12 protein-coding genes are annotated in these 14,123 nt (G+C 51.4%); 4 read left to right on the forward strand and 8 right to left on the reverse strand.

All coding sequences use genetic code 11. From position 1 onward, the window contains the following. Positions 1 to 11: 11 nt before the first annotated feature. The 7 genes from ftsL to BV494_RS13545 all read right to left on the reverse strand — a co-directional run bounded on the left by ftsL (position 12) and on the right by BV494_RS13545 (position 8,044). Positions 12 to 332 (reverse strand): cell division protein FtsL, encoded by a 321-nt coding sequence (gene ftsL / locus BV494_RS13515; RefSeq protein WP_104923343.1) that lies wholly within the window; start codon positions 330 to 332, stop codon positions 12 to 14. Beyond that, complete coding sequence (gene rsmH, locus BV494_RS13520; RefSeq protein WP_104923344.1) at positions 329 to 1,270, reverse strand: 16S rRNA (cytosine(1402)-N(4))-methyltransferase RsmH; 942 nt, start codon at positions 1,268 to 1,270, stop codon at positions 329 to 331. The genes ftsL and rsmH overlap by 4 nt, the downstream gene beginning before the upstream one ends. 2 nt (positions 1,271 to 1,272) lie before the next feature. Continuing rightward, entirely contained in the window at positions 1,273 to 1,731 is a 459-nt protein-coding gene (mraZ, locus tag BV494_RS13525) for a division/cell wall cluster transcriptional repressor MraZ (RefSeq protein ID WP_104923345.1), read from the reverse strand. 711 nt (positions 1,732 to 2,442) lie between these two features. Further along, positions 2,443 to 3,447, reverse strand: coding sequence for a catabolite repressor/activator (gene cra, locus BV494_RS13530; RefSeq protein ID WP_104923346.1), 1,005 nt, complete (start codon positions 3,445 to 3,447; stop codon positions 2,443 to 2,445). A gap of 167 nt (positions 3,448 to 3,614) precedes the next feature. Further along, the gene (gene ilvN / locus BV494_RS13535) at positions 3,615 to 4,106 is read right to left on the reverse strand and encodes an acetolactate synthase small subunit (RefSeq protein WP_192938010.1); all 492 of its coding nucleotides are present in this window, start codon (positions 4,104 to 4,106) and stop codon (positions 3,615 to 3,617) included. A 2-nt stretch (positions 4,107 to 4,108) separates the two neighbouring features. Next, entirely contained in the window at positions 4,109 to 5,827 is a 1,719-nt protein-coding gene (ilvI, locus tag BV494_RS13540; RefSeq protein ID WP_104923348.1) for an acetolactate synthase 3 large subunit, read from the reverse strand. A 420-nt stretch (positions 5,828 to 6,247) separates the two neighbouring features. Then, complete coding sequence (locus BV494_RS13545; protein ID WP_104923349.1) at positions 6,248 to 8,044, reverse strand: AMP-dependent synthetase/ligase; 1,797 nt, start codon at positions 8,042 to 8,044, stop codon at positions 6,248 to 6,250. On the opposite strand from BV494_RS13545, the gene BV494_RS13550 reads away from it, so the two are divergent. Then, the gene (locus BV494_RS13550; protein ID WP_104923350.1) at positions 8,044 to 8,313 is read left to right on the forward strand and encodes a hypothetical protein; all 270 of its coding nucleotides are present in this window, start codon (positions 8,044 to 8,046) and stop codon (positions 8,311 to 8,313) included. The two genes, BV494_RS13545 and BV494_RS13550, sit on opposite strands and share 1 nt — an antisense overlap. A 20-nt stretch (positions 8,314 to 8,333) precedes the next feature. Here BV494_RS13550 and leuO read toward each other — a convergent pair whose 3' ends face one another. Continuing rightward, positions 8,334 to 9,281, reverse strand: coding sequence for a transcriptional regulator LeuO (gene leuO / locus BV494_RS13555; RefSeq protein ID WP_104923351.1), 948 nt, complete (start codon positions 9,279 to 9,281; stop codon positions 8,334 to 8,336). Positions 9,282 to 10,036: 755 nt separating this feature from the next. Between leuO and leuA the strand changes: the two genes are divergently transcribed. Genes leuA through leuC form a run of 3 tightly spaced genes read left to right on the forward strand, consistent with a single transcriptional unit; the run spans position 10,037 to position 14,122 of the window. Continuing rightward, the gene (leuA, locus tag BV494_RS13560; RefSeq protein ID WP_104923352.1) at positions 10,037 to 11,626 is read left to right on the forward strand and encodes a 2-isopropylmalate synthase; all 1,590 of its coding nucleotides are present in this window, start codon (positions 10,037 to 10,039) and stop codon (positions 11,624 to 11,626) included. A 2-nt stretch (positions 11,627 to 11,628) separates the two neighbouring features. Further along, on the forward strand, positions 11,629 to 12,720 hold the full coding sequence (leuB, locus tag BV494_RS13565; RefSeq protein ID WP_104923353.1) for a 3-isopropylmalate dehydrogenase: 1,092 nt from the start codon (positions 11,629 to 11,631) through the stop codon (positions 12,718 to 12,720). A gap of 1 nt (position 12,721) precedes the next feature. Beyond that, positions 12,722 to 14,122: a 3-isopropylmalate dehydratase large subunit gene (leuC, locus tag BV494_RS13570; protein WP_104923354.1), complete on the forward strand. Its 1,401-nt coding sequence runs from the start codon at positions 12,722 to 12,724 to the stop codon at positions 14,120 to 14,122. Position 14,123: the final 1 nt, after the last annotated feature.

Raw genomic sequence — 14,123 nt, forward strand, 5'->3', positions numbered from 1 at the left:
CCATGCGCATTTTAAGGCTGAACCACAATAGTTTCTTGAGAGGGATCAACGTGCTGCATCTGCAATTTCTCCGTTGCGATGCGTTCTACCCGGCTGTGATCGCCGAGAGCGTTCTCTTCGAGGATCAGGTTGCGCCATTCAATGTCCAGCGCATCCCTTTCCAATACCAGCTGTTCACGCTGCGCCGTCAGCAAACGCGTACGGTGCGCAGTGGTCACAACGAATATTGCGCTGACCAGAACGGCGGTCAGCAAAATCATCGGGATCTTGCCGTTGCGAAGAATATCGCTGGCAATGACCCCCACCAGTCCGTGGCGTTCGTTACCAATCACGCGCTCGTTCTCTCAGCAAAGCGCAGAACAGAACTGCGAGCCCGTGGGTTCTCTGACACTTCCGCATCAGAAGGCATCATTTTTCCGACAGATTTCAGCGAACGTCCGCCGAGTTCCGCGATCTGCGCTTCCGTCATCGGGATACCCGCCGGAACCTGTGCGCCACGACTGTGCTGACGGATAAAACGCTTCACGATACGGTCTTCCAGTGAATGGAAGCTGATCACGGATAAACGTCCCTGCGGTGCCAGAATTTCCAGCGCGCCGTCCAGCGCACGTTCAATTTCTTCCAGCTCGCTGTTGATATAAATACGGATCGCCTGGAAGCTGCGCGTGGCCGGATGTTTATGCTTTTCCCGAAATGGCGAGGCATTCGCAATCAGATCCGCCAGTTCCTTGGTTCGCGTCATCGGCAATTCACGGTTACGTTCAACAATCGCGCGTGCAATTCGCTTCGCGAAACGCTCTTCGCCAAACGTTTTCAATACCCAGGTGATATCTTCTTCTTCCGCTTTCATCAGCCATTCTGCGGCTGAATAACCCCGTGTCGGATCCATACGCATATCCAGTGGTCCGTCGCGCATGAAGGAGAAGCCGCGTTCTGCGTCATCGAGTTGCGGTGAAGAAACGCCTAAATCCAGCAGCACGCCGTCGATTTTGCCTTCAAGGCCACGTTCCCGGACGTACTCTGCGAGATCAGAAAACGGCCCGTGAATAATCGAAAACCGTGCGTCTTCAATAGATTCAGCGGCTTTGATCGCCTGAGGATCACGGTCAATGGCGAGCAGGCGTCCGTCCGGTCCAAGCTGAGACAGAATCAGACGTGAATGACCGCCACGGCCAAAAGTTCCGTCTATGTAAATGCCGTCCTGTCGAATGTTGAGGCCGTTAACGGCTTCATCCAGCAAAACGGAAGTGTGTTTGTAATTTTCAACCATGCTTATAATGACAAGTCCTGTAATCTCTCAGAAAGCGGTTCCTGAGATGATTGTTCAGTGTCGATGTCTTCCTTAACTTGTTGATACCAGGTCTGTTCATCCCACAGTTCAAACTTATTGAACTGTCCAACCAGCATCACTTCTTTTGCGAGCCCGGCGTGCTGACGCAGCGTTGTGGCAATCAGTAAACGCCCAGCGTTATCCATCTGACATTCACTTGCATGACCGAGTAACAGCCGCTGAATACGGCGCTCTACGGGGTTCATGCTCGACAGACGGGACAATTTTTGTTCGATAACTTCCCATTCAGGGAGGGTGTAAAGGAGGAGACATGGGTGATGGAGGTCTATGGTGCAAACCATTTGACCTTGCGATTCTTCGCTCAGCAAATCCCGATAACGGGTGGGTACGGCAAGTCGCCCTTTGCTGTCGAGGTTAACCATCGTCGCGCCACGAAACATGACCGATTTATCCCTCTGTGACCTTTTTCACCACTTTCCCCCACAAATTCCCACATAAAAGAGTTTACGGATGGTTTTAAAACCTTGTCAAGCCAGAGCAGAGGCGGTTTGGCAATATTTACGCAGGTAAACGAAAGCACTGCGCATTGTCGTGAGGTGTTTTAGAGGAGGGATAGAAAATAACGTCATGATTAGTTGAAGAAATTTCGCAGGGTTAATAATTTCGTTTAAAAAAAAAACCAAACTGAACATTATTTAACTATTTATATTCTTCTGCTATCTAACTCTCATTTCTTGACCGGTTTGCCATAAAAAAAATCATTCTCAATTTTTTTTTGGCTATCACTGCTAAATCATCATCATTTTGTATGCCAGCCCGCATTACATAAGCCCTGGAAGCGTTTTAAAAACCATCAGCGTTCATCAAAACTCAAGCTGAGGGAAATTAAGCGGGGAATTCTACAGCACTTTTGCAGGCAGCATTAACGTATTTTAGAAATTGATTCGGAGGTTTATATCGTCAAAAGAAGCGTGAAAACATTTCTTAATAATTCAGTTATCTGGGAATGCTCCTAAATTACCCATTCATGTCCTATGGGAATTTCCGTAATCGTATTATGCGAAGGGTTAACTCGAATTATCTGAAGCAGAGATTGGAACATGCAGGGAAAGAAAGCGACGGGCACTCCGTAAGAATGCCCGTTTCGATGTTTACTTACGGCTCAGGCGGCCACGGCGGAACAGATTACGACGGATCCGGGTCAGCCCGGCTTTCGGTTTCTTCGGTTCATCAAGACAAGCCAGCACTAATTCCAGCACGCGTTCTGCTACGTCACGATGACGCTGCGCAACCGCCAGTACAGGACATTCGAGGAAATCGAGCAGCTCGTTATCGCCGAAAGTCGCAATCGCCAGATCAACAGGCAAGCGCCCTTCTGTTTTGAGCGTCACGTCCATCACGCCCTGCAACAGCTGGAAGGAAGTGGTGAATAACGCCTGCGGCATCGGATTGGTTTTCAGCCACTCGGCGAAAACAACCGCTGCTGATTCACGGTCGTATGCATTCGCGTACAAGTATTTTGGCTGACGTGAATCCTCGGCCCAGGCCTGGCGAAAACCCTGCTCACGCAGGAAACTTACGGAAAGCTCAGGCAGCGCGCCCAGATACAAGACCGATTCAGCCGGGAAGGTACGTAGTTCCTGCGCCAGCATCAGTGCATCTTCCTGGTCGGCCCCGACAACGCTGATAAAATGTTCCGGGTCCAGCGCACGATCGAGCGCGATAATCGGGAAGTTATCATTGGCCCAGCGCTGATAGAAAGGATGTTCTGGTGGTAAAGACGTGGAAATAATAATGGCGTCTACCTGCCGCTGAAGCAGATGTTCAATGCAGCGCATTTCGTTATCGGGCTGATCTTCAGAGCAGGCAATCAGTAACTGATACCCGCGTTGTCTGGCCTGACGCTCAAGGAAGTTGGCGATTTTGGTATAGCTGGTGTTTTCCAGATCGGGGATCACCAGACCAATAGAACGGGTTCGGCCGGCTCGCAAACCTGCGGCCACCGCATTCGGGTGATAGTTATGTTCCTTCACGACAGCCATGACTTTTTCGACTGTCTTATCGCTGACACGATACTGTTTCGCCTTGCCGTTAATAACATAACTGGCCGTCGTACGCGAAACGCCCGCTAACCTCGCGATCTCATCCAGCTTCACTGAGAAAACCCCTTAATAAAGATAATGCTTTATCTAACCCCAGAAGCCATTGCCGGGCAAGGTGTTTTACCGAATCGCTTCACCTGATGCACAAAAAAGAAAGCCCAGCGAAAACGCCGGGCTTTTATAAAGCAGATAAATTCTACATCTTGCTGATTATTTACGCTTTAGCGCATGATTTTCTCACCGCGGGAAACGCCAACCACGCCGGAACGGGCAACTTCCACGATTTCAGCCACATCGCGAATACTGGCTAAAAATGCGTCAAGCTTATCGCTGGTACCTGCCAGCTGAACGGTGTAAAGCGTTGCAGTCACATCCACGATTTGCCCGCGGAAAATCTCTGTCGAACGCTTCACCTCTTCACGGCCATAACCGGAAGCCTGCACCTTCACCAGCATGATTTCGCGCTCAACGTGTGCGCCCTGGATCAGTTCGGTCACACGCAATACGTCAACCAGCTTATGCAGCTGCTTTTCGATTTGTTCCAGCACCTTGGCATCCCCGACGGTTTGAATCGTCATGCGGGATAACGTCGGGTCATCTGTCGGTGCAACCGTCAGGCTTTCAATGTTGTAGCCACGCTGAGAGAACAGGCCGACTACGCGGGACAACGCGCCCGATTCGTTTTCCAGTAATACTGATAAAATCCGGCGCATGATCAGGTCCTCTCCGTTTTGCTTAACCACATTTCGTCCATCGCACCGCCACGGATGTGCATCGGGTAAACGTGTTCTGTTTCATCAATGCTGATATCGACAAATACCAGACGATTTTTCTGTTCCAGCGCCAGCGCCAGTTTGCTTTCCAGCTCTTCAGGTTTACGGATAGCAATGCCCACATGCCCGTAAGCTTCCGCCAGTTTGACGAAATCAGGCAGTGACTGCATGTAAGATTGCGAATGGCGGCCGGAGTAAATCATGTCCTGCCACTGCTTCACCATGCCCAGATAACCGTTGTTCAGGTTAACGACAATCACCGGCAAATCGTATTGCAGCGCGGTAGACAGCTCCTGAATGTTCATCTGGATGCTGCCGTCACCGGTTACACAAATGACCGTTTCATCTGGCAGGCCCAGTTTCACGCCCAATGCAGCCGGTAAGCCGAAGCCCATCGTGCCCAGACCGCCGGAGTTGATCCAGCGACGCGGTTTGTCGAATTTGTAATACAGCGCGGCAAACATTTGATGCTGACCGACGTCAGAGGTCACGTAGGCCTCGCCTTTAGTCAGACGGTGCAGCGTTTCGATAACCGCCTGCGGTTTGATGGTGCCACTATTTTTGTCGTAGCTCAGGCATTCGCGCCCGCGCCAGTTCTCAATATTCTGCCACCAGTCGCGCAGCGCGTCGTATTCCTGCTTCTCATCGCTTTGCGTGAGCAGCTCAAGCATCTGAACCAGCGTTTGCTTCGCATCGCCCACAATCGGGATGTCGGCATTAACGGTTTTGGAAATGGACGTCGGGTCGATATCGATATGCATCACCGTCGCATTCGGGCAGTACTTCGCCAGATTGTTGGTGGTGCGGTCATCGAAACGCACGCCGACACCGAAGATCAGATCCGCATTGTGCATTGCCATATTGGCTTCGTACGTGCCGTGCATGCCCAGCATACCGAGGCTCTGGCGATGCGTTCCCGGAAACGCGCCCAGCCCCATCAGGGAACTGGTCACCGGCAAATTCAGTTTCTCGGCCAGGACTAAAAGCTCGGCATCACATTCAGAGTTGATCGCGCCGCCGCCGACATAAAGCACCGGTTTTTTCGCGCCCAGCAGGGTCTGAACAGCACGTTTTATTTGCCCGCGATGGCCCTGCACGGTCGGGTTATACGAACGCATCGTAACCTGATCGGGATAGGCGTAAGGCAGTTTGATTTGCGGATTCACCACGTCTTTAGGCAAATCGACAACGACCGGACCAGGACGGCCGGTGGATGCCAGATAAAACGCTTTTTTGAGTACAGTCGGAATATCTTCCGCGCGTTTTACCAGAAAACTGTGTTTCACCACCGGGCGGGAAATCCCCACCATGTCGCATTCCTGGAACGCGTCATAACCGATGAGTGAACTGTGGACCTGGCCGGATAACACCACGAGTGGGATGGAATCCATATAAGCCGTGGCAATACCGGTGATCGCATTGGTTGCGCCGGGACCGGAAGTCACCAGCACCACGCCCACATCGCCTGTGGCGCGCGCATAACCGTCAGCCATATGAACAGCACCCTGTTCATGTCTCACCAGCACATGATCAATCCCACCGACCGTATGCAGGGCATCATAGATATCCAACACCGCTCCGCCGGGATAACCGAATACATGCTTAACGCCCTGGTCGATTAACGACCGGACGACCATCTCGGCTCCTGACAACATCTCCATGGTTTTGCCTCCAGGCTTTTTGCTTCTTCTATAGGATGACTTTTCTTTCAGCTCGCGGTTCTATCAGGCAACGATTTAATAATAAATCGCTGAATTTTAGGACTTTCTTTCGGGTTTAAAAAACCCTGCTGTTCTTATTGGCGTTAACGAATCTAACTCAGTACCTTAGCGTCAGAACCTGAGTCAGGCAAACGCCAAAAATTGTCCGGAATCGTTCTTTTATTGCCTCACACTGCCTTCATTCACGCGTTCGGGACAAAACACTGCCTGCATACGCGAACCAGTCAGAAATATCAGGAAGGTCAGAAAAATTACAGTATTAAATTATGTCCGTGGCTGACATAAAAATGAGGAAAAAACCGGCAAACGGGCGTTGGCCGGTGTTTTAAACATAAAAGCCGTAAGGCGGCGGGCTCGCACTTACTCGCGATAAAGCTGATCGATTTCCTGCTGATACCGGCTGAAAATGATCTTCCGGCGCAGTTTGAGCGTTGGTGTCAGTTCCCCGGCTTCCATGGTGAAGGGTTTCGTCAGCAGCACAAACTTTTTCACCTGCTCAAAACCGGCCAGATCATGCTGGATCTCACGTAACTGATGCGCAAAGAGCGACAAGATTTGTTCGTTTTTCACCAGTCCGGCGCGATTGAAATAATCAATATGATGCGCCTGCGCATACACATTCAGCACATCAAAATCCGGGACGATCAGCGCGGAAACAAAATGGCGCTCATCGGCAATCACCGCTGCCTGCTCAATATAACGATCCTGCACCAGCGTACCTTCGATCCGCTGCGGCGCGATGTATTTACCGCCCGACGTCTTCATTAAATCTTTGAGGCGTTCGGTGATGAACACGTTGCCCTGTTCGTCCATTTTCCCGGCATCGCCGGTTTTGAACCAGCCATCCGCGGTAAAACTGGCGGCCGTTTCCTCCGGCTTATTGAAGTACCCGCGCAGCAACGTCGGGCCGCGCACCTGGATTTCGTTTTCATCCCCGATACGTACTTCGATTTCTGGCAACGCCGTTCCCACCGAGCCAAAACGAAAATCTTTTTCTTCCCAGCAGGTCACCGTTGCGCAGGTTTCCGTCAGGCCATAACCGTATTTAATGTGCAGCCCGAGAGATTCGAAAAACAGAATCACGTTGTCATCCAGGCTCGCACCGGCTGCGGGCAGGAAGCGCAGGTTCCCGCCGAGTAACCCGCGCAGCTTTTTCAGCACCAGTTTGTCCGCCAGATAATGCGCCGGAGAAAGCCAGAACGGATAACGTTCACCGCGACGTTCAGTCAGGTATTTTTCTTTGCCCTGCGCCACCGCCCAGTGGAAAAGCCGCTTCTTCAGCGAGCCTGCGCGGGCGACTTTGTCATGGATCGCGCTGAAGACTTTTTCATAAAAGCGCGGAACGGCGCACATGACCGTCGGCCTGACCGCCTGCAACGCATCGCGAACCAGATCAGTGTCCCGCAGGAAAACATTCTGCGCGCCAGAATGCAGCACAAAAAAGCTCCAGGCCCGTTCAAAGACATGCGCCAGCGGCAGGAAACATAACGAAACGTCGCTGTCCGAAATGCTCAGCCGTTCTTCATGCTGCCGGAGTTGTGTCGCCATGCTGGTGTAATCGAGCATCACGCCTTTCGCTTCACCCGTAGTACCCGACGTATAAATCAGCGTGAATAAATCATCCAGATTACGGGCGTTTACGCGAACTTCACGTTCAGCAGATAAAAGCCGGTCCTGTGGAACGCGTTGGGAAACGTGCCGGGCGATGGTGACGCCGCCCAGATCAACGCTGCTGTCCAGTACCAGAATATGTTTAAGCTGCGGGCACAAATCGCGCAAAGCCACCGCCGCGTCGTACTGCTTCTGGCCGACAACAAAGAGAATGCGGATATCCGCATCGTTAAGCACGTACGCCGACTGTGCAGGCGTATTGGTGGCATAAATAGGCACGGTCACGGCGCGTAACTGGAGGATCGCCAGATCGGCGATGGACCACGCCATGGAATTATTCCCGCATATCGCGATGCGCTCCTGAACACTCACCTGTTCCTGCAATAAGACGTCGGACAAGGCATCCACTTTTTCGCCGAGCTCTCGCCAGGTCAGGAAAGTTTCTGCCGCAGGGGACCATTCGCGGAAAGCAATTTGCTCAGCACGGGCAATGACTTGCTGGCGAAAACGGGTAATCAGGTGATAGTTATTTAAGGTTGGATTCATTGAGCGTTTATACCGACATCCAGCGTCATCAGGAAAGGAGGAAGATTGACTGCATTTTTTATTACAAAGATTTAACGCAGTCTACCGGCAAACCGATCACGGCGAAATGGAATTGTGGGTATGCGAAGCGCTTTTGGAAAGGAGGCAGGACGAATTTTTATTGCAAAAAAAACCTGCATGATTTTAACGAGGCGAAAAAAACAGGCAGGATAAAACACTTCAAAGAACAACATAACCAGCCACTTTTACTCCAGCCGGGGCTGCAGTAAAAGTGTGATTCGTTAGCTTATTACAGAGACAAAACACATTGGCTTAATAAAGACTTCATCCACATATTCCCTTTATCTTTGCTGGATGATTCATGCCACGAAAGGTAACAGGTCAGATGATTTTTCATCCACGGCAAGGGGATTACGGATAAATTAAGCATTCCGGCATTGGACTGTGCCAGCCAGCGTGGAACCAGTGCGACCATTTCGGTTTTAGATACAATTTCCATTACGCTGAAAAGATCGGTTCCCTGATAAGAAATTAAAGACTGCATTTCAGGGTCGTCGTAATAAGAAGAACTGAACGAATAGAAACGATCCAGCATCATCACGGCATGTTTTTCTTTCAGATATTTCTCGTCAGACATATGCGGGCTAATACGCGGATGATCTTTTGCTGCTACCAGAACCAGTTCGTCATTAAATAACGCCTGATTACAAAAATCGGCACGTTCGAATTTGCGATAGCTGATCATAAACTCAATATTCTGATAACGCAGTTGATGCTCAATATTATCATTCACGATGGTCTGCAATTTAATGCTGACGCCGGTTGATAAAGTATCAATAGCATTGAGAACCTGAGAGGTCAGTCGCTTATCCAGCGGGCTGCAAATGGCCACATTAAACTGGCGCATACTGTTGTACGGGTCAAAACCTGCGCCCGGCAGCTCATTCATCACCAGCTGTAATGCCTGGCGGACTGGCCCGAAAAGCTGACGTGCGCGCATTGTTGGCTGAATGCCCCGACCATAACGCACAAACAAGTCATCATTGAACATGACTTTCAGCCGGGCTACAGCATTACTGACGGCGGGCTGAGACATGCCCAGCATATTTGCGGCGCGGGTAATATTCTGTAATTGCATTACCGCATCGAATACCGTCAGTAGATTTAAATCCACATTACGAAGATGTGTATCGGTTTCGTTCTGCTTAACTTTAATTTCTGTGGTCATATCTGACATGAAGTTCTCCATCAAGATCACTCCAATATCTAAAAAGGAGTAACGACGTTAATAACTTTCTTTATAAAAACAGGACACGGAGAAATATCAGACCTGCAGAAACAATGACCGGTAATTCCGTGGAATTTCATCATGTTTTTTCGGAAAAGATATAGACATACCCTTTCTAATAATCACAAAGGGAAATATTAAATTCGCTTCCCCCCTAAAAACTGATGATATAAGACAATAAAATGATTCCGGAAACAACATGCGAAAAATGAATAATAAGTTAAGCAGAGCTACATCATTTCTAATCCTCTGTATTAGAAAGATTATTTAACTCCCCGCTTGAAAATTCGGCCTGTTTTTGGTCTTTTTATGTGCTTTATGTGACGGGAAAAACCGCTAAAAACCTTTGCGCCGGACATGTTCTGACAACCAGTTTTTTATGCTAAATGAGATAAAATATCATCTGCAACGTTTTTCGCGATTTCCACACTGTGAAGGTTGACATACAAAGGACATTCCCGTATCACTTTAGGCACTGTTTGAACGACATCCGTTCTGACCACCCGATTATGAGAAGCTGAAAACATGTTCATGATTATCCGTCTCCCAGGCCTACTACTCAACGCAGAAAATTTGCGCGGTAAGCCAGTGGGCGAAAATCAGAACTGATTTCAACTTCCACAGACAATAAACCCGCGCCGATGCGCGGGTTTTTTTTTATCTCCCCCGCAGGGCGCGAAAATAAAACAGACAAGGAACAACCCATGAGCGAGCAAGTCATTATTTTCGATACCACGCTGCGTGACGGTGAACAGGCGTTACAAGCCAGCCTGAGTGTTAAAGAGAAGATTCAAATTGCAATGGCGCTGGAAAGAATGGGCGTGGATGTCATGGAAGTCGGCTTCCCGGTCTCTTCTCCCGGCGATTTCGAGTCTGTACAAACTATCGCGCGCCAGATTAAAAACAGCCGTGTTTGTGGTCTGGCCCGTTGTGTCGACGGCGATATCGATGCCGCCGCCGAAGCGTTGCGTGTGGCAGAAGCCTTCCGTATCCACGTCTTTTTGGCAACCTCTACCCTGCACATTGAATCCAAACTGAAGCGTTCGTTTGATCAGGTGCTGGATATGGCGATTCACTCGGTGAAACGCGCCCGTAATTACACCGATGACGTTGAATTCTCATGCGAAGATGCAGGCCGTACGCCGCTGGACAACCTGTGCCGCGTCGTGGAAGCCGCTATCAAAGCCGGTGCGACCACCATTAATATCCCCGATACCGTCGGTTACACGACGCCGGTTCAGTTCGGCGGCATCATTACTAACCTGTACGAACGTGTTCCTAACATCGATAAAGCGATTATCTCCGTTCACTGCCACGATGATTTGGGCATGGCGGTCGGTAACTCCATCGCGGCCATTCAGGCCGGGGCGCGTCAGGTAGAAGGCACGCTGAACGGTATCGGCGAACGCGCCGGGAATACCGCGCTGGAAGAAGTGATCATGGCAATCCGCACCCGTTCGGAATACATGAATGTTCACACCAACATCAATCACAAAGAAATCTACCGTACCAGCCAGATTGTCAGCCAAATCACTAACATGCCAATCCCTGGCAACAAAGCGATTGTCGGGTCTAACGCGTTCGCACACTCCTCCGGTATTCACCAGGACGGCGTGCTGAAAAACCGCGAAAACTACGAAATCATGACTCCGGAATCTATCGGTCTGAACCAGATTCAGCTGAACCTGACTTCCCGCTCCGGCCGCGCGGCCGTGAAGCATCGTATGGAAGAAATGGGCTATAAAGAATCCGATTACAACATGGATCATCTGTATACCGCCTTCCTGAAGCTGGCCGACAAAAAAGGTCAGGTTTTCGACTACGATTTAGAAGCACTGGTCTTCATTAATAAGCAGCAGGAAGAGCCTGAATTCTACCGTCTGGATAACTTCAGCGTGCAGTCCGGCTCCAAAATTACCGCAACGGCTTCTGTGAATCTGGCCTGTGGCGAAGAAATCATGACCGAAGCTGCGACCGGCAACGGCCCGGTTGATGCTGTCTATCAGGCCATCAACCGTATCACCGGCTATCAGATTGAGCTGGTCAAATACCAGCTGAGTGCAAAAGGCCAGGGCCGTGACGCTTTGGGCCAGGTCGACGTTGTCGTCTCCTTTAATGGCCGCCGCTTCCACGGCGTGGGTCTGGCGACGGACATCGTCGAATCCTCCGCAAAAGCGATGGTGCACGTACTGAACAACATTTGGCGCAGCAAACAAGTTGAGATCGAAAAACAACGTTTGCAGCAGGAAAGTCAGCAACACAACAACATTCAAAATAATCAGGAAACGGTGTGAACATGAGCAAGACCCATCATATTGCCGTCTTACCCGGAGACGGAATTGGCCCGGAAGTTATGGCCCAGGCTTATAAAGTATTGGACGCAGTACGTCAGCGTTTTGGCCTGAAAATCTCGACCAGTGAATATGACGTCGGTGGCGCGGCCATCGATAAACACGGCACCCCGTTGCCGGAAGCCACCGTTGCTGGCTGCGAACAGGCTGATGCCATTCTGTTTGGCTCCGTCGGCGGCCCGAAATGGGAACATTTGCCACCGAACGATCAGCCAGAGCGCGGCGCATTATTGCCGCTGCGTAAGCACTTCAAATTGTTCAGCAACCTGCGCCCTGCCCGTCTGTATCAGGGTCTGGAAGAATTTTGCCCGCTGCGTGCCGACATTTCCGCAAAAGGCTTCGACATTCTGTGCGTACGTGAACTGACCGGCGGTATCTACTTCGGTCAGCCGAAAGGCCGCGAAGGTCAGGGTCAGCACGAAAAAGCGTTTGATACCGAAGTGTATTACCGCTTCGAAATTGAACGTATTGCACGCATCGCGTTTGAATCTGCGCGCAAACGCCGCAGCAAAGTGACCTCCATCGACAAAGCCAACGTGTTGCAGACCTCTATTATGTGGCGCGAAGTGGTTAACGAAATCGCGAAAGATTACCCGGACGTCAGCCTGAGCCACATGTACATCGACAACGCGACGATGCAGCTGATTAAAGATCCGTCCCAGTTTGACGTACTGCTGTGTTCCAACCTGTTCGGCGACATCTTGTCTGACGAATGCGCGATGATCACCGGTTCTATGGGCATGTTGCCTTCTGCCAGCATGAACGAGCAGGCGTTTGGTCTGTTCGAACCGGCAGGCGGTTCTGCGCCGGACATCGCTGGTAAAAACATCGCGAACCCGATTGCACAAATCCTGTCGGCGGCGCTGTTACTGCGTTACAGCCTGGGCGCGGATGACGCGGCGAATGCAATCGAACAGGCCGTGAATAAAGCGCTGGAAGCCGGTCACCGCACCGGTGATCTGGCCAACGGTCAGCAGGCGTTGGGCACCAGTGAAATGGGCGATGTTATTGCCCGCTTTGTGAAAGAAGGGGCATAACATGGCCAAGACTCTGTACCAAAAATTGTTTGATGCTCACGTGGTTTACGAAGCGCAAAACGAAACGCCATTGTTATACATCGACCGCCATCTGGTTCACGAAGTGACGTCTCCGCAGGCATTCGACGGCCTGCGCGCGATGGGTCGTCCTGTGCGCCAGCCGGGAAAAACCTTTGCGACTATGGATCACAACGTGTCCACGCAAACCAAAGACATCAATGCAAGCGGCGAAATGGCGCGCATCCAGATGCAGGAATTAATCAAAAACTGTGCGGAATTTGGCGTGCAGTTGTATGACCTGAACCACCCGTTCCAGGGCATCGTTCACGTCATCGGCCCTGAGCAGGGTATGACGTTGCCGGGCATGACCATCGTCTGCGGCGACTCCCACACCGCCACGCACGGCGCGTTTGGCTCGCTGGCTTTCGGTATCGGCACCTCTGAAGTTGAACACGTTCTGGCGACGCAAACCCTGAAACAGGGCCGCGCGAAAACCATGAAAATTGAAGTCACCGGCGACGCGCCTGCGGGCATTACGGCGAAAGACATCGTGCTGGCGATTATCGGTAAAACCGGCAGCGCGGGCGGTACCGGCCACGTGGTGGAATTCTGCGGTAAAGCGATTGAAGCGCTGAGCATGGAAGGTCGTATGACCCTGTGCAACATGGCGATTGAAATGGGTGCCAAAGCCGGTCTGGTTGCGCCTGATGAAACCACGTTTGCTTATCTGAAAGGCCGTCAGTTTGCGCCAAAAGATCAGAACTGGGACGCTGCGGTAGAATACTGGAAAACCCTGAAAACCGAAGACGGCGCGAAGTTCGACACCATCGTGACACTGGACGCCGCAGAAATCGCCCCACAGGTGACCTGGGGCACCAACCCGGGTCAGGTGATGGCGGTCAATCAGGTGATCCCAAATCCTGCTTCGTTTGCCGATCCGGTTGAACGCGCTTCCGCTGAAAAAGCACTGGCGTACATGGATTTGCAGCCGGGCATTAAACTGACCGACGTCGCGATCGACAAAGTCTTTATCGGTTCCTGCACCAACTCACGCATCGAAGATTTACGCGCAGCCGCAGCGGTGGCCAAAGGCCGCAAAGTGGCGACCGGCGTGCAGGCAATTGTGGTACCAGGCTCCGGCCCGGTCAAAGCGCAGGCGGAAGAAGAAGGTCTGGATAAGATTTTCATAGAAGCCGGTTTTGAATGGCGTCTGCCGGGCTGCTCGATGTGTCTGGCGATGAACAACGACCGTCTGGAACCGGGCGAGCGTTGCGCGTCTACCAGCAACCGTAACTTCGAAGGCCGTCAGGGCCGTGGCGGACGCACGCATCTGGTCAGCCCGGCAATGGCTGCTGCGGCGGCGGTCACCGGCCGATTCGCTGACGTCCGTGAACTGAACTGAG

Origin of the sequence: Rahnella sikkimica (assembly GCF_002951615.1) — a bacterium.
In the GTDB taxonomy this organism is placed as follows: domain Bacteria; phylum Pseudomonadota; class Gammaproteobacteria; order Enterobacterales; family Enterobacteriaceae; genus Rahnella; species Rahnella sikkimica.